A 16,746-nucleotide genomic window follows, 5' to 3' on the forward strand; every position below is an offset into this window, starting at 1 on the left:
AGTATATGTATTAGGTTTTTTTAATCAATTGAAGAACAGTAAGACGAGTGGCTTTTTATTAACCCCAGATTTAGTAATAGTATTCTATTACTGTATCTGGGTTATAAATTGACGAATAATTCGTTTTTAAATTTATCTTTGTTAGTACAAAATCCTATTTTTTGGAATAATTGTATTAAAAAGTCTTCAAAATAATAATACCTATATATTTACCATGAAAATTAAAATTAATCTTTCTGCTATGACAATTATAGCCGCCAGTATCCTTGTTTCTTCATGTAAAAGTGATGCGCCAGTTTTGTATCAATCACCAAGTTTTAGTATACACCATAATAAAGTGGTTCAAGGTCAAAATGTAGCCGAAGTACTTTCGCCAATCGCTATCAAATCCAATTATAAAAGCAAGGAAAATGAGCTTTACTCTAATACAATAACCTTCAAATTCAGCATCAACGAAAAAGATAATGATTTGGCACAAGGAGTGAATCGCCAGATTGTAATAACAAATCAAAAAGAATCTGAGGTTTATGTTTTTGGCCAGCCACAAAAAGAGACTTTTGATTCCTCTAAAGAAATGCTGCCGGCTGATACTGATTTTACCTTTAAACTGGATATGAGAGCAGTTTTTCAACAGTTCAAAGAAAAAGGATTTTATGAGTGTCAGGATGGTTCAAAAATTGCCCAAGCTGATTTCAAAGGCGTTTATATTGCAGGTGGTGCTTTGCCGATGACTTGGGATTTTGTGAATTTAGAGGAGCGTGGACTCCAAATGACCGATGCTAATACTGACGGTATTTTTGAAATTACACTACGACTCAATCCGTTGATTCCTGTTGAGGATAAAACTTGGGCGCTTACTCAGGATATTTCTACCAAAGCGACTTATACTTCACAGCAGCCTATCGTGGATGCCTTGTATAATCTTTCGTTAGAGGAAGCTAAATTGGCCATTGAACCAGATCGTACTTTTAGAACCGGAGCAAAGTGGGCAGGCGTTTGGACCAGAGATATTAGTTATAGTATCGTTTTGGCATTCGCTTATTTAGAGCCAGAAGTAGCCAAAATCAGTTTGTTGAAAAAAGTAAAGAGAGACCGAATTATTCAGGATACAGGTTCTGGTGGCGCTTGGCCGGTTTCTTCGGATAGAACGACTTGGGCATTAGCAGCTTGGGAAGTCTATAAAGCCACTGGCGATAAGGATTGGTTGCAAAAAGCCTATACGATTATCAAGAATTCAGCAGATGATGATTATAAAACCATTCGTTCGTCACAAACCGGTATGTATTCCGGAGAATCTTCGTTCTTAGATTGGCGCGAGCAAACCTATCCGAAATGGATGTCCAACATGGATATTTATGTGTCACAGAATTTAGGTACGAATGTGGTGCATTACCAAACCCATCAAATTTTATCGAAAATGGCTGCGATTTTGGGCGAGCCAACAGCACCGTATGATGCCATTGCTTTGCAAATAAAAAAAGGAATAAATGAACAATTATGGATGGAAGACAAAGGCTATTATGCACAATATCTTTATGGCAGAAATTTCCTGACGCCATCTAAACGATACGAAGCTTTAGGAGAAGCTTTGGCTGTTTTATTTGATGTTGCCGATGCTGAGCAAAGTAAATCGATTATTTCAAAAAGTCCTTTGACAGAATTTGGTGCGACTTGTATTTATCCACAAATCCCGGGAATTCCGCCGTATCATAACAATGCGATTTGGCCTTTTGTTCAATCTTATTGGAATTTGGCTGCCGCCAAAGTTGGAAACGAAAAAGTGTTGGAGCACGGGTTGGCTTCTGTTTATAGAGCAGCTGGTTTATTTTTGACGAATTATGAAAATATGGTCGCAGAAACGGGTGATTTCAAAGGAACCGAAATCAATTCTCACCGTATGCTTTGGAGTATGGCGGGTAATTTATCGATGGTATATCGCGTTTTTATGGGAATGCATTTTGAAGAAGATCAATTGGTTTTTGCGCCGGTAATTCCAAAAAATTATGGAGGAAACCGAAGTCTGGTTAATTTCAAATACCGCGATGCCATTCTGGATATAACTGTAGAAGGCCATGGAAATAAAATAGCCTCTGTTACGATTGATGGAAAGGAAGTCGAAAAAGCAATTATTCCGGCAACTTTTACAGGGAAACATACCGTAAACATTAAAATGAGTAATGCTGATTTCTCTGGAGACGCGATTAATCGGGTGGAGAATAAATTCACTTTGGCAAATCCAAATGCGACTCTTATAGGAAATAAAATAACATGGAACAACGATAGTAATGCTAAAGCGTATTATGTTTATAAAAACGGAAAATTAGCCGAAAAAACTACGGTTCCTGCCTATCAAATTACAGATGATGCGTATGCTGAATATGCAATTACTGCTGTTGATGCATCCGGAGAAGAGTCTTTCTTGAGCGAGCCTTTGGTTTTTAGTAAATCACAGCCAATTATTGTTGAACCGGAACATTTTGTAACTAAATCAGATTTGGATTATGTCAACTATTCCGGGAATGGTTTTGTCGAAATTTCGAATGATAAAAATACAAAATTGAGTGTGCCAATTGTTGTTGATGAAAGTGGAGAATATTTTATAACTATAAAATATTCTAATGGAAGCGGCCCTTGGAATACAGATAATAAATGTGCTATTCGTTCTTTATATCTTAATGCAGCTTATGCCGGTGTGATGGTTTTTCCTCAAAGAGGAACAAATGAATGGTCGGATTGGGGTTTGTCAAATTCCCATAAAGTCAATTTAGTAAAAGGGAAAAATCAATTAGAGTTGGTTTTCGAAGAATGGAATAACAATATGAATGTGGAAGTCAATCGCGCCATGATCGATTACATTCGTTTGTATAAAGTGAAATAAATTAAAATCAAGATATTAAAAACGAAAGGCTGTCAATACGATGGTCTTTCGTTTTTTTTTATAGGGTAGATTTTATTTAAAGATGTTTTTGTCCAATTTTTTTATGGAATGCATTTTTTTATTATATTTCAAAACATTTTTTGATTTTGGACAAAAATGGAAAATACCTAATAAATTGTAGTACAAACAAGCAATCTTTATAAAAATATGCAGCAAGCTGAAAAGTTATCAAAATTGAATATTTTCTTGGAAAACGTAAAAGTTAAAGACAAGAATTTTCATTTACGATTGGGAGCAAATTTCCCAATTATTAGTGACTTATACCATAAGTTATATTCGAACAGTCCTTATAAAGAGGAAGCTTTTGAATCACTGTTAGCATCTTTGGTTAAGAATTTTGAAGAACGTTCTGCCTTGCAAAAAAAGCGAGATATGACCCGTATTTCTTCTCCAAACTGGTATTCCAGCGAGAAAATCGTGGGGATGATGTTGTATGTAGATCTCTTTAATATTGATTTTAATGGGTTGAAAGAGAAGATTCCGTATCTGTTAGATTTGGGAATTAATACGGTTCATTTGATGCCTTTTTTGGATGTGCCGGAATTTGAAAATGACGGTGGATATGCTGTTCGTAATTATCGCGAAGTAAATCCAAAATTCGGAACTATGGAGGAATTTGAAGCTTTGGTCAAGGAGTTTCAAAAAAATGATCTCAATTTAGTTATGGATTTTGTGCTGAATCATTGTGCAGATCAGCATGAATGGGCTGTTGAAGGGCGAAAAGGACATCCTAAATACAAAGATTTTTTCTATTTTTTTCCAGACAGAAATTTACCAAATGAATACGAAAAAACCATGTTGGATATTTTTCCGGACACAGCACCAGGGAATTTTACGTATTTGCCAGAAAATAATCAATGGGTAATGACTTTGTTCTATGGATACCAATGGGATTTGAATTACAAAAATCCGATGGTTCTGGTTGAAATGATTGACACAATGTTGTTTTGGTCCAATAAAGGAATCGATATTTTCCGTTTTGATGCCGTTGCTTACATGTGGAAGGAAATCGGGAAGTTCAATCAAAATTTACCCGAAGTTCACTCTTTATTGCAGCTCTTTAAATTATGTGGTCAAATTGTAGCTCCCGGCGTGGCTTATATTGCCGAAGCGATTGTGGCTCCCGAAGAAATTATAAAATATTTTGGCGAAGATTTAGCTCAAGGCGACGAATGTGACATTGCATATAATGCTAATTTTATGGCGCTGAGTTGGGAAGCTTTGGCAACAAAAAGCACCAATTTGCTTAAAAAGTCAATGAAAGCAGTTCCTACAAAACCCAGAAACACCACATGGATAAATTATGCCCGCTGTCACGATGATATAGGTTTGGGGTTTGACGATAAATTAGTGTCTGAAATGGGCTTGAGTAGTTTGCAGCACCGTTTGTATATTTTGAAACACTATTGTGATGGATTTAATGGAAGTTTTGGACTTGGACAACGCTTTATGATTGAGCACGAAACAGGAAATGCGCGAATTTCCGGTTCTATGGCAGCATTATGTGGTTTTGAAAGGGCAGTAAAAGAAAATAATGATAAAGAGATTCAATTGGCTATAAAACGAATCAATTTACAACATGCCATTATTTTATCTTTAGGCGGTTTGCCAATGATTTATAGCGGTGATGAGGTTGCTTTACCTAATAATTATGAGTATCTAAATGATGAAACCAAAAAGTATGATAACCGCTGGTTGCATCGTTCAAAAATGGATTGGAATTTGGTCGAAAATAAAGATATTCCTGAGTCACCACAAGGGCAGGTCTATCGTAAATTAAAAAAAATGATAGCAATCCGTAAGCAAACAAATGCTTTTGCCGATTCGAATGATTTGCGCTATGTCGATTATGAAAACAGTCATTTATTGATATTTAAAAAAACAGATAATAAAGGAAAATCCGTTTATGTGATTGCCAATTTCTCTGAATATGATACTTTCTTTGAGCGAAGTATATTTGGGGATTTGAATCCAAATAAATCCTATGATTTACTAACGGAAACTAATATTGATATTCAGGAAAGAAATTTTATAAGTGCTTACGATGTGTTGTGGCTTAAATAGGTTTAGTAAATAATTTCGCCATAAGGCATAAAAAAACTCCATTATTTCTAATGGAGTTTTTTGTGGGCGATGAGGGGTTCGAACCCCCGACCCCCTCGGTGTAAACGAGGTGCTCTGAACCAGCTGAGCTAATCGCCCTAAACAATTCGGTCGTTTTTATTTCCTTATTGCGAGTGCAAATATACACCACTTTTCTTGATTTGCAAGAAAAATATAAAAAAATTATAAAATTTCTGCAACTACAAATGTGCTTCCGCCAATGTATATAAAATCGGATTTTGTGGCAACTTGCAGTGCTTTTTTATAAGCCTCTGAAACAGAATTAAATACTTCTCCGTGTAATTCGAATGTTGTGGCTTTTTGGTATAAAATAGCAGCGTCTAAACCGCGAGGAATATTGGGTTTACAAAAATAATAAATAGCATTTTTAGGAAATAAAGGTAAAACTTCGTCTAAATCTTTGTCATTTACTACTCCTAATATAATATGTAAAGTATCAAATTTCTCTTTTTGAATTTGGTGCATCACAATTTCAAGTCCGTTTTTATTGTGTGCAGTATCGCAAATCACTTTTGGGCTGTCGCCTAATTGTTGCCATCTTCCTTGTAATCCTGTGTTTTTTACAACTTGCAACAAACCGGATTTAATATCTTCTTGAAATATTTTAAATTCTTTTTGACTATTTAAAACAGCAATAGTTTGAAGCACCGTTTTTTTATTGTGTGTTTGATAATCGCCCATTAAATCAGAACGAAATTCTTCTGAAATCAAATCGGAGGCAAAATAAATCTCAGCCTGATTCGCTTTGGCTTTTGCTAAAAAAACAGGCTGCGTTTCTGCAGTATATTCTCCTATGACGACAGGAACATTGGGTTTTATGATTCCCGCTTTTTCACCTGCGATAGCTTCGAGCGTGTTTCCTAAAAACTGAGTATGATCGATTCCGATATTTGTTATTACAGAAACGAGTGGTGTAATAATATTAGTAGCATCCAATCTTCCGCCAAGTCCTACTTCGATAACGGCGATATCTACTTTTTCTTTGGCAAAATAATCAAACGCTAAACCAACAGACATTTCGAAAAAACTCATGTCATTTTCTTCAAAAAAAACTTTGTGCGTATTGATGAACTCACAAACAAAATCTTCTGAAACCGCAACGCCATTGATTTTGATTCGTTCTCTGAAATCTTTCAAATGTGGCGAGGTATATAAACCTACTTTGTAACCCGCTTCCTGAAGAATTGAAGCTAGCATATGCGAAGTTGACCCCTTACCGTTTGTGCCCGCTACGTGAATGCATTTTATTTTTTCCTGCGGATTGTTGAGGTGGTTTACCAATAAGATGGTGTTCGTTAAATCTTTTTTGTAAGCCGAAGCGCCATGAGTTTGATACATCGGGAGCTGGTTAAACATCCAGTTTGTTGTTTCTTGGTAGTTCATTTTTTGGATAAAAAAAGTGGGTGTTTAAAATATTTTTCGATTTTTTTAGTTTAATATTGGAGCGAAAAGTATCTTTATTGCAAAATTGAAATATTTTTTAGAATTAATGCGTAAAAATCAATAATAATATATGTTTAGTTTTATACAATTACAAGCCGACACGATTACTAATGCTGCGTCAAACGTAGTTATAGAAAAAATTGCCCCAAATACCGAAATCTCTGTTTTGGAATTTATTTTTAAAGGAGGGTTCTTTTTAATTCCAATTTCCATTTTATTATTCTACACCTTTTATTTAATTATTGAGCGCTATTTGTACATTCATAAAGCGTCAAAAATTGATAACCATTTGATGGTTGATATTAGAGATAATCTCAATTTAGGTAAGTTAGATTTGGCCAGAACTATTGCTGAGCGCAGTAATTCGGCTTCTGGTAATATTATAAAAGAAGGGATTTTAGTTATCGGCAGACCAATTACCGAAATTGAGTCGAATATGGATCGTGCTGCAGATATCGAAATTGGTGAAATGGAAAAACATTTGGGACAACTGGGACTTATTGCCGGAATTGCACCAACATTAGGATTTATTGGAACTATTTCTGGAGTTATTAAAATATTTTACAGCATTTCGGTTACCGAAAACATTAGTATCGGAAATATCTCCGGTGGGTTGTACGAAAAAATGATTAGTAGTGGTTCCGGACTTATAGTGGGTATTATCGCCTATAGCGCATACCATTTATTAAACGGAAAGATTGATAATTTTGCTTTGAAAATCCAAAAGCAAATATTGGAGTTTGTAAACATTATTCAAAGATCATAAAGTATGTCAATTAAGAGAAAAAGAAGATTTCATGCCGAAGTGGCTACTTCATCATTGAGTGACATTATGTTCTTTTTGTTGTTGTTTTTTCTAATTATATCTACGTTGGCAAATCCTAATGTTATAAAAATGACATTGCCAAAAGCTAAAACCAACGAAAAAACAAACAAGCAATACATTAGTTTATCCGTAACCGAAGACAAAAAATTCTACATCGATAAACAGCCTGTTTCTTTTGAAGAATTAGAAACGACATTAATGTCAAAAATGAATACCGAAAAAGACCAAACGGTTATTGTAAGAATCCCGTTTAATTTGCAAGTTCAAGACTTAGTTGATGTTTTGCAAATTGGTGTCAAAAACAATCTAAAGTTTGTGATTGCTACCAGTCCTAAATAAATCGGTTTTTATTTTCTGGTTAGTATTAATTAGACAGTAAATAAAAGCAATAACAGCCACCATAAAACAGGAATACTTTCTGTCCAAAAGGAAGTGTAATATTTTGATTTTTTTTCATTGGCAAAAGCCAAAAGTAAACCAATTGTGCTGATTAAGGCAATTGATAAATAGTGGTTTTTGTTGTTGAAACTGTTGTTTGAAAATTCTAATCCGCAAAAAATTAGTAATAGAAAATAACCTAATTGTTTTGTTCTTTGGATTCCGATTTGCTGAGGGACGGTTTGTAAATTCGGGTCATCTTGTTTCAAATCAATAATTTCGAAAATAAGAATCAATACAAAAATCACAATAAACCGCTGAATCGCAGTGCTGAAAAAATCAGTTCCAATAGTTGTATTGGCATTCAAAACGGGTAAAATTACTGTCACACCAACCCAGCACAAAGCCACAATATAAATTTTTACTCCTGCCCAATTTCGGGCATTTTTTTTATTTGGAAAAAACGGAAGCGTGTACAATAATGTTAATCCCAAAACAAGAATAGAAAATAGTTGCGTTGTTTTTTGTAAACAAAAAAAATAATAACCGGCCAATAGCAACGAACAAAAACTAAAAAGAGCAATCGTTTTTAATTGATTTCGCATTTCTAATTTTTTGGTTCTGGCCAAAGCGTCATATTTTACAAAATTATATCCTACAATTGTTCCAAAAAGAGCAAAATTAGCCATAGATTCATCATGGGAAATGTGGAACCTCATTTGTGTAATCCGTACCAAGGCATAGCAGGATAAACCCACATGAATGCTGCTGTTGATGTAAAAATCGATTATGGTTTTGAAAATCTTCATTAGACAAATTTAATCAATTGTGAACAAATCAGTGATTTGGTTGAAAAATCCCTATAAAATCAATCCAAAAAAGGAGATTATTAGGAGATTAATATTTATTTTTGCACCACAAAAAACAACACTTTTATTTCTTTATGAAAACAGATGCTTTTGCTTTAAGACACATTGGGCCAAGAGAAAATGACCTTCAACATATGTTGAAAACAATCGGAGTTGATTCTATCGAGCAACTCGTTTATGAAACGCTTCCAAATGATATTCGTTTAAAGGCACCTTTAGCTTTAGATCCGGCCATGACAGAATATGAATTTGCAAATCACATTCAGGCATTAGGAAATGAAAATAAAATGTTCAAAACGTATATCGGTTTAGGTTACAATCAAGCGATTGTTCCAGCGGTTATCCAAAGAAATGTTTTCGAAAATCCAGGATGGTACACGGCATATACGCCTTATCAGGCAGAAATTGCTCAAGGTCGTTTAGAAGCAATTTTGAATTTTCAAACTATGGTTATCGAATTAACCGGAATGGAAATTGCCAATGCTTCTTTATTAGATGAAGGAACGGCAGCCGCCGAAGCGATGGCATTATTGTTTGATGTAAGAACTCGCGATCAAAAGAAAAATAATACTAATAAATTCTTCGTTTCTGAAGAAATACTACCACAAACACTATCTGTTTTACAAACGCGTTCTACGCCAATCGGAGTGGAATTAGTTGTTGGAAATCATGAAAATTTTGATTTTTCAGCGGATTATTTTGGAGCCATGCTTCAATATCCGGGGAAATTTGGACAAGTTTATGATTATGCCGATTTTATTGCTAAAGCAGCTTCAAACGAAATAAAAGTAGCCGTAGCTGCCGATATTTTGAGTTTAACAAAATTGATGCCTCCGGGCGAAATGGGAGCAGCGGTTGTATTAGGAACCACTCAACGTTTCGGAATTCCGTTAGGATATGGTGGGCCACACGCAGCTTATTTTGCTACCAAAGAGGAATATAAACGCAGCATGCCGGGAAGAATTATCGGTGTTACTGTAGATACAAATGGAAATCGTGCTTTGCGTATGGCTTTGCAAACGCGTGAGCAACACATCAAGCGTGATAAAGCGACTTCAAACATTTGCACGGCGCAAGTTTTATTGTCAGTTATGGCAGGAATGTATGCGGTGTATCATGGTCCAAAAGGCTTGCAATATATTGCTGATAAAGTACATGCTTCGGCTGCGACATTGGCAAATGCATTAGAAAAATTAGGATTCCAGCAAAGCAATACCGCTTTTTTTGATACCATCGTTGTAAAAGCTGATGCTCAAAAAATACGCGCTATTGCAGAACAAAACGAAGTAAATTTCTATTATATCGATGCGAATACAGTTTCTATTTCTTTGAACGAAACCACAAGCATCGCTGATTTGAATGCGATTGTTGGTGTTTTCGCTTCCGCAAATAATACGCAGACAACTACAATTGAAGCGTTGACAGAAACCAATCATTTTCCGGAAAACCTAAGCCGAACTTCATCATTTTTGCAACACGATGTATTTAATAAATACCATTCGGAAACTGCTTTGATGCGTTACATCAAAATGTTGGAGCGTAAAGATTTAGCGTTAAATCACTCTATGATTTCGCTTGGTTCTTGTACTATGAAATTGAATGCAGCTGCTGAAATGTTGCCTTTAAGCAATCCGCAATGGAATAACATTCACCCTTTTGTACCATTAGATCAAGCGCAAGGATACCAAGAAATGTTGACTAAGTTAGAGCAACAATTAAATGTTATCACCGGTTTTGCAGGAACCACTTTACAGCCTAATTCTGGTGCGCAAGGAGAATATGCCGGATTAATGGTTATTCGCGCTTACCACCAATCAAGAGGAGATCACCACAGAAATATCGCTTTAATTCCATCATCGGCACACGGAACAAATCCAGCTTCGGCAGCTATGGCGGGAATGAAAGTTATCGTAACTAAAACATTAGAAAACGGAAATATTGATGTTGATGATTTGCGTGAAAAAGCAATTTTGCACAAGGACAATCTTTCTTGTTTGATGGTTACTTATCCTTCAACTCACGGAGTTTTTGAAAGTGCGATTAAAGAAATTACTCAATTAATTCACGAAAATGGGGGCCAGGTTTATATGGACGGAGCCAATATGAATGCGCAAGTTGGTTTAACCAATCCAGCGACTATTGGTGCTGACGTTTGTCACTTGAACTTACATAAAACTTTTGCTATTCCTCACGGTGGAGGTGGACCAGGTGTGGGCCCAATTTGTGTGGCACCGCAATTAGTTCCGTTTTTACCGACAAATCCTGTAATTGCAACTGGTGGAGAAAACGCTATCACAGCAATTTCTGCAGCACCTTGGGGTTCTGCTTTGGTGTGTTTGATTTCTTATGGATACATTTCGATGTTAGGAGCTGATGGTTTAAAAGAAGCTACCGAATATGCTATATTGAATGCTAATTATATCAAAGAAAAATTAAGCGGTCATTACGATACGTTGTATTCAGGAGAAATGGGTCGCGCGGCACACGAAATGATTTTAGAATGTCGTCCGTTCAAACAAAAAGGAATCGAAGTAACAGATATCGCTAAACGTTTAATGGATTATGGTTTCCACGCACCAACGGTTTCGTTTCCGGTAGCAGGAACTTTGATGATTGAACCAACAGAAAGTGAAAATCTGGAAGAATTAGACCGTTTTTGCGATGCGATGATTTCTATCAGAAAAGAAATAGAAGTGTCTACTTTAGAAGATAAAAATAATGTTTTGAAAAACGCTCCTCACACATTAGCAATGCTGACAAATGATGTTTGGGATTTTCCATACACCAGAGAACAAGCCGCTTTCCCATTAGAATATATTGCCGAAAACAAATTTTGGCCTACAGTTCGTAGAGCAGATGATGCATACGGCGATAGAAATTTAGTATGTAGTTGCGCTCCAATTGAAGCGTATATGGAAAGCTAGTATTTCAAAAAAAACTTAAAAAATGCCTCGATATTCGGGGCTTTTTTTTTGAAATAAAATGCTAATAATAAACTTTAGAAATAATGGTTTTGTTGCTTTAAATGAAATTAAAATGAAAAACGACCGAATTAACAATTGTAACAATTTTAAAAATAAAAATGTAGCGATTATTGCATTTCCTTAAAAAATAATCAATATTTTTGCTAATAAATTAGTATTCTACAATTATATGCATGCATAGTATGTTTTGTTGTTCTATTCAATTTTTTATAATTAAATTAGCATAAAATTTTTGGAAAAATAGCCATGAAAATAAAAATAACTGGAATAGGAAGTTATATTCCTGAGAAAAAAGTAAGCAACACCGACTTCGACAAACATGTATTCTTAAACGAAGATGGTTCTCTTTTTAATTACCCAAATGAAGTCGTAATCAGTAAATTCAAAGGAATTACCGGTATAGAACACAGGCGTTATGCCGAGGATGAATACACTTCGTCTGACTTGGCTTTTTTCGCTTCCCAGAAAGCAATAGAAAATGCGGGAATTGATCCCGAAACTATTGATTATATTATTTTTGCCCATAATTTTGGAGATGTAAAATGCGGAACAACCCAATCGGATATGATTCCGAGTCTGGCCACACGTGTAAAACATAAATTACAAATAAAAAATCCTAAATGCGTAGCATTTGATATCCTTTTTGGTTGTCCGGGATGGATTGAAGGCGTGCTTCAAGCAAATGCTTTTATCAAATCCGGCATGGCCAAAAAATGTTTGGTAATAGGTGCAGAAACTCTTTCCAGAGTTGTTGATGCACATGACCGCGATTCCATGATTTATTCAGATGGTGCCGGCGCATCAATAATTGAAGCTTCAGAGGACGAAACGGGAATGTTGTCTTATGAGAACGCCACTTTTGCAAACGACGAAGCCAGTTATTTATTCTTCGGGAAATCGTACAATCCGGATTTAGATCCAGACATACGTTACATCAAAATGTTTGGTCGCAAAATCTATGAATTTGCATTGAGCCAAGTTCCTGCCGCCATGAAAAGCTGTTTGGACAAAAGCGGAATTGCAATCGATGATGTCAAAAAAATTCTGATTCATCAAGCCAACGAGAAGATGGATGAAGCCATAATTCACCGTTTTTACAAATTATACGGCAAAACACCGCCCAAAGATGTAATGCCCATGAGCATTCACGAACTCGGAAACAGCAGCGTAGCAACCGTACCAACGCTTTTTGACTTATTAATACAAGGAAAAATCGAAAATCAGGAAATCCATAAAGGCGACGTGCTAATCTTCGCATCCGTTGGTGCCGGAATGAACGTCAACGCCTTTGTTTACAGGTATTAAATGAAAGCCAGAATTAGCTTTTTTAGTAGCTAATCCAGCTGTACACTACAATTCCTCACCGCAAAATGTGTTTTTCTCAGGTAAAAAAAAGCTTCTTTTAGTCGCTTTTTTGTATCCGGAAAAACTACATTTTGCGGCTCCGGGATTTTCGCTTCCATCTGGGCTAAAAAATGTGCTGTCAATACAATTTTATTTATAAATTTGTGCCTTCCTGCCGTTAAGGCAAAATCAAAAAAAATGTACGAGAAAACCTTTCCAAATAAAAGATTCAAACTTACTTTAGAGTTTCTAAAAAAACACAGCACTACATCAGAAACCATTTTAGATTTAGGTGTAGAAAACCCTTTTTCTAAAATCATGAAAGCCGAAGGGTTTTCGGTAAAAAACACCACCGGTGAAGATTTAGACAACAATCAATCTGTATTTGCTGCCGAAAAAACAGATGTAACAACTGCCTTCGAAATATTCGAACATCTACTCAATCCATACACTATTTTAAACGAAATAAAATCCGATAAACTTTTTATTTCTATCCCGATGCGTTTGTGGTTTTCACCGGCTTATCGCAGCAAAACGGATATGTGGGACAGACATTACCATGAATTTGAAGATTGGCAATTGGACTGGCTTTTAGAAAAAACAGGTTGGAAAATCATCGACAGACAAAAATGGACCAATCCCGTTAAAAAATTCGGAATTCGCCCCTTGTTGCGAAAATTCACCAACAGGTATTATATTGTTTACGCTGAAAGAATCAAATAATGAATTATTACATTGTCATTCCGGCTTACAACGAAGAAGCATTCATTAGTTTAACGCTTCAATCTTTGATATCGCAAACGGTTTTACCCAAAAAAGTAGTGGTTGTCAATGATAATTCTACAGATAAAACTGCCGAAATTGTTTTGGCTTTCGCCAAAGAAAATCCATTCATCACTTTAGTAAACAAAACGTCGAGTGCGATACATTTGCCGGGAAGTAAAGTGATTCAGGCCTTTCATAAAGGATTCGAAACATTAGACAACGAATATGATATTATAGTGAAATTAGACGGCGATTTAATTTTGCCCAATAATTATTTCGAAACAATTCTGAATATTTTCAAAAGTGATTCAAAAATTGGAATGGCCGGAGGTTTCGCCTATGTAGAAAAAAATGGAGAATGGATTCTGGAAAATCTTACCGATAAAGATCACATTCGAGGCGCTTTCAAAGCCTACAGAAAAGAATGTTTTTTACAAATAGGAAATCTAAAACCAGCCATGGGATGGGATACAGTAGATGAACTATTGTCTAAATTTTATGGTTGGAAAGTAGTTACTGATGCGTCATTAATTATAAAGCACCTTAAACCAACAGGTGCAAATTATAACAAAGCAGCCCGTTATAAACAAGGGGAATCCTTTTATACGTTGGGTTACGGATTTTTTATTACCTGTATTTCATCAGCTAAATTAGCGATGATGAAAAAGAAACCATTACTTTTCTTAGATTATATTCAAGGTTTCTGGAAGGCTAAAGCAGCAAAAACTCCTTTATTGGTTACAAAAGAACAAGCGCAGTTCATCAGAAAGTATCGTTTGCAAAAAATGAAAGCAAAGATTTTTTAAATTCTTCTTTCAAAAAACAGCCAACTGCAAACAGTAAACTGCAAACTAATCCTTAATTTAGCCATTAATTATTTGTAAAACTATGATGATCATTCGCTATATATCGCAGACAGGGAGATACTTCCTGATGCTGAAAGAAATTTTCAATAAGCAAACCAAATGGTCTGTGATGAGAAGTCTCATCTTTAAGGAAATAGATGATTTAATAATAGGTTCATTGGGAATTGTAGCTTTCATTTCATTCTTTGTGGGTGGAGTTGTGGCGATTCAAACGGCATTAAACCTTACCAATCCTTTAATTCCAAAATACCTTATTGGTTTTGCTACCAGACAATCCGTAATTTTAGAATTTGCTCCTACTTTTATTTCGATAATTATGGCAGGTAAAATGGGTTCTTTTATTACTTCAAGTATTGGTACAATGCGTGTTACAGAACAAATAGATGCATTAGAAGTTATGGGTGTAAATGCCCTTAACTATCTGGTTTTTCCTAAAATTATCGCTTTATTATTGTATCCATTCGTTATCGGAATCAGTATGTTTTTAGGTGTTTTAGGCGGTTGGATGGCTGCTGTTTACGGTGGTTTTACTTCGAGTGATGAATTTATTAATGGCGCTCAAATGGATTTTATTCCGTTTCATATTACCTATGCTTTTATCAAAACCCTAATATTTGCCATGTTGTTAGCTACAATTCCTGCGTTTCACGGGTATTATATGAAAGGTGGCGCACTAGAAGTGGGAAGAGCGAGTACGGTTTCTTTTGTATGGACATCAGTTTCGATAATTTCTTTTAATTATATACTAACGCAATTGTTATTAGGCTCATGATAGAAATAAAAAACATAGAAAAATCATTTGGCGAAAGCAAAGTGCTCAAAGGCATTTCGACCGTTTTTGAGGCTGGAAAAACGAATTTAATTATTGGTCAAAGTGGTTCCGGAAAAACAGTGCTACTCAAAAGTCTTTTAGGAATATACGCACCGGATTCAGGAACTATTTCTTTTGATGGCAGAATTTATTCCGAGCTTAGTGCCGATGAAAAGCGAGAATTACGAACTGAAATCGGAATGGTTTTTCAAGGGAGTGCTTTATTTGACTCGTTGACTGTAGCCGAGAATGTTGGTTTCCCTTTGCGAATGTTTACGCATGACAACAAATCAAAAATCCAGCAACGGGTAGATTTTGTTTTAAAAAGAGTTAATTTGGTAGACGCACATAATAAACTGCCTTCTCAAATATCTGGTGGAATGCAAAAACGAGTTGCTATCGCCCGAGCCATTGTAAACAATCCAAAATACTTGTTTTGTGATGAACCTAATTCAGGATTAGATCCTAATACGGCTATTTTGATTGATAATTTAATCAAAGAAATTACCGAAGAATACAATATTACCACCGTTGTCAATACGCATGATATGAACTCGGTTATGGAAATTGGAGACAAAATTTTATTCCTGAAAAATGGAGTGAAAGCTTGGGAAGGTACCAAAGAAGAGATTTTCAGAACGGATAACGAAGCAGTTGTAGATTTTGTTTATTCTTCTGAATTATTCAAAAAAGTGAGAGAAGCGTATTTAAAAGAATAAGCAAGCCGTATAATGATATGTAAAGCTTTCTGTTTCAGGAAGCTTTTTTTGTTTTCTAAAAAGGGGATTATGAATTCAGTAATTCTACTTCGGCATTTGGATTAAATAAATAGGTCTTTCCGGAACTGATTTCCAGGCATTCGAATCGTTTCGTTCGAATAGCGATTTTTTTAAAAATTTTTCCGTTTCCAATTCTAAAAATACTTCCGTAAGGAATTTCGAAAATATAATTTTTATCGTTCTGTTGGTCAAATTGTTTTAAAGCTAATGACAAAGTTGTATCCGTGTCGCTACTTGCGGTAGGATTCTTGAAATGTCGGGCTAATAATGGCAATAAATGATTGGGGAAAATTTCCGGACGAATAAACGGAATCATCAACCGCTGAAAAGAATATTTCCATTCGTTTCCATGAGGTTTAATGTTTCTTCCAAATTTTTCAAAAGCAACTAAATGTGAAATCTCATGAATTAATGTGATGAGAAACTTGTATTTATTGAGACTTGAATTAACAGTGATTTCATGTTTCCCACTTAATCCTTTTCGGTAATCGCCATGACGGGTCACACGCTCGTTTACAATTTTAAGATGCACCTGATTGCTGACAATCAGTTCAAAAACTGGTTTTACGGCATGTTCCGGAATATATCTGGCTAGTGTTTCGCTCAAAACAATTTTTAA

13 protein-coding genes and 1 tRNA gene are annotated in these 16,746 nt (G+C 35.4%); 10 read left to right on the forward strand and 4 right to left on the reverse strand.

The features are described 5' to 3' along the window. Positions 1–214 precede the first annotated feature (214 nt). Both O6P34_RS07135 and O6P34_RS07140 read left to right on the forward strand, forming a co-directional pair. Positions 215–2,878, forward strand: coding sequence for an alpha-L-rhamnosidase-related protein (locus O6P34_RS07135; protein ID WP_269686631.1), 2,664 nt, complete (start codon positions 215–217; stop codon positions 2,876–2,878). Between the two features lie 207 nt (positions 2,879–3,085). Continuing rightward, a complete protein-coding gene (locus tag O6P34_RS07140; protein WP_269686632.1) occupies positions 3,086–5,002 on the forward strand; it encodes an alpha-amylase family protein in 1,917 nt (638 codons plus the stop codon). A 63-nt stretch (positions 5,003–5,065) separates the two neighbouring features. On the opposite strand, the gene O6P34_RS07145 is transcribed toward O6P34_RS07140, so the two are convergent. Beyond that, positions 5,066–5,140, reverse strand: a tRNA-Val gene (locus tag O6P34_RS07145). An 84-nt stretch (positions 5,141–5,224) separates the two neighbouring features. Further along, positions 5,225–6,445: a bifunctional folylpolyglutamate synthase/dihydrofolate synthase gene (locus O6P34_RS07150; RefSeq protein WP_269686633.1), complete on the reverse strand. Its 1,221-nt coding sequence runs from the start codon at positions 6,443–6,445 to the stop codon at positions 5,225–5,227. A gap of 130 nt (positions 6,446–6,575) precedes the next feature. Between O6P34_RS07150 and O6P34_RS07155 the strand changes: the two genes are divergently transcribed. Further along, positions 6,576–7,271 carry a MotA/TolQ/ExbB proton channel family protein gene (locus O6P34_RS07155; protein ID WP_269686634.1) on the forward strand — a complete coding sequence of 232 codons (696 nt, stop codon included), beginning with the start codon at positions 6,576–6,578 and terminating at the stop codon, positions 7,269–7,271. A 3-nt stretch (positions 7,272–7,274) separates the two neighbouring features. Further along, a complete protein-coding gene (locus O6P34_RS07160) occupies positions 7,275–7,670 on the forward strand; it encodes an ExbD/TolR family protein (protein WP_269686635.1) in 396 nt (131 codons plus the stop codon). A 29-nt stretch (positions 7,671–7,699) separates the two neighbouring features. Here the strand turns inward: O6P34_RS07160 and O6P34_RS07165 are convergent, their stop codons facing one another. Continuing rightward, complete coding sequence (locus tag O6P34_RS07165) at positions 7,700–8,518, reverse strand: UbiA prenyltransferase family protein (RefSeq protein ID WP_269686636.1); 819 nt, start codon at positions 8,516–8,518, stop codon at positions 7,700–7,702. Positions 8,519–8,652: 134 nt separating this feature from the next. Between O6P34_RS07165 and gcvP the strand changes: the two genes are divergently transcribed. The 6 genes from gcvP to O6P34_RS07195 all read left to right on the forward strand — a co-directional run bounded on the left by gcvP (position 8,653) and on the right by O6P34_RS07195 (position 16,067). Then, a complete protein-coding gene (gene gcvP, locus O6P34_RS07170) occupies positions 8,653–11,502 on the forward strand; it encodes an aminomethyl-transferring glycine dehydrogenase (RefSeq protein WP_269686637.1) in 2,850 nt (949 codons plus the stop codon). Positions 11,503–11,808: 306 nt separating this feature from the next. Continuing rightward, positions 11,809–12,867 (forward strand): 3-oxoacyl-ACP synthase III family protein, encoded by a 1,059-nt coding sequence (locus tag O6P34_RS07175; protein WP_269686638.1) that lies wholly within the window; start codon positions 11,809–11,811, stop codon positions 12,865–12,867. 237 nt (positions 12,868–13,104) lie between these two features. Next, on the forward strand, positions 13,105–13,629 hold the full coding sequence (locus tag O6P34_RS07180) for a methyltransferase (RefSeq protein WP_269686639.1): 525 nt from the start codon (positions 13,105–13,107) through the stop codon (positions 13,627–13,629). Further along, on the forward strand, positions 13,629–14,477 hold the full coding sequence (locus tag O6P34_RS07185; protein ID WP_269686640.1) for a glycosyltransferase family 2 protein: 849 nt from the start codon (positions 13,629–13,631) through the stop codon (positions 14,475–14,477). Before O6P34_RS07180 ends, O6P34_RS07185 begins: the two co-directional genes overlap by 1 nt. An 82-nt stretch (positions 14,478–14,559) precedes the next feature. After that, positions 14,560–15,309, forward strand: coding sequence for an MlaE family ABC transporter permease (locus tag O6P34_RS07190; protein ID WP_269686641.1), 750 nt, complete (start codon positions 14,560–14,562; stop codon positions 15,307–15,309). Continuing rightward, a complete protein-coding gene (locus O6P34_RS07195) occupies positions 15,306–16,067 on the forward strand; it encodes an ABC transporter ATP-binding protein (RefSeq protein WP_269686642.1) in 762 nt (253 codons plus the stop codon). Before O6P34_RS07190 ends, O6P34_RS07195 begins: the two co-directional genes overlap by 4 nt. Positions 16,068–16,134: 67 nt before the next feature. Here the strand turns inward: O6P34_RS07195 and O6P34_RS07200 are convergent, their stop codons facing one another. Beyond that, positions 16,135–16,734, reverse strand: a complete 600-nt coding sequence (locus O6P34_RS07200) for a SprT-like domain-containing protein (protein WP_269686643.1) — start codon at positions 16,732–16,734, stop codon at positions 16,135–16,137. Positions 16,735–16,746: the final 12 nt, after the last annotated feature.

This window comes from Flavobacterium lacustre, from assembly GCF_027474525.2.
Lineage (GTDB): Bacteria > Bacteroidota > Bacteroidia > Flavobacteriales > Flavobacteriaceae > Flavobacterium > Flavobacterium lacustre.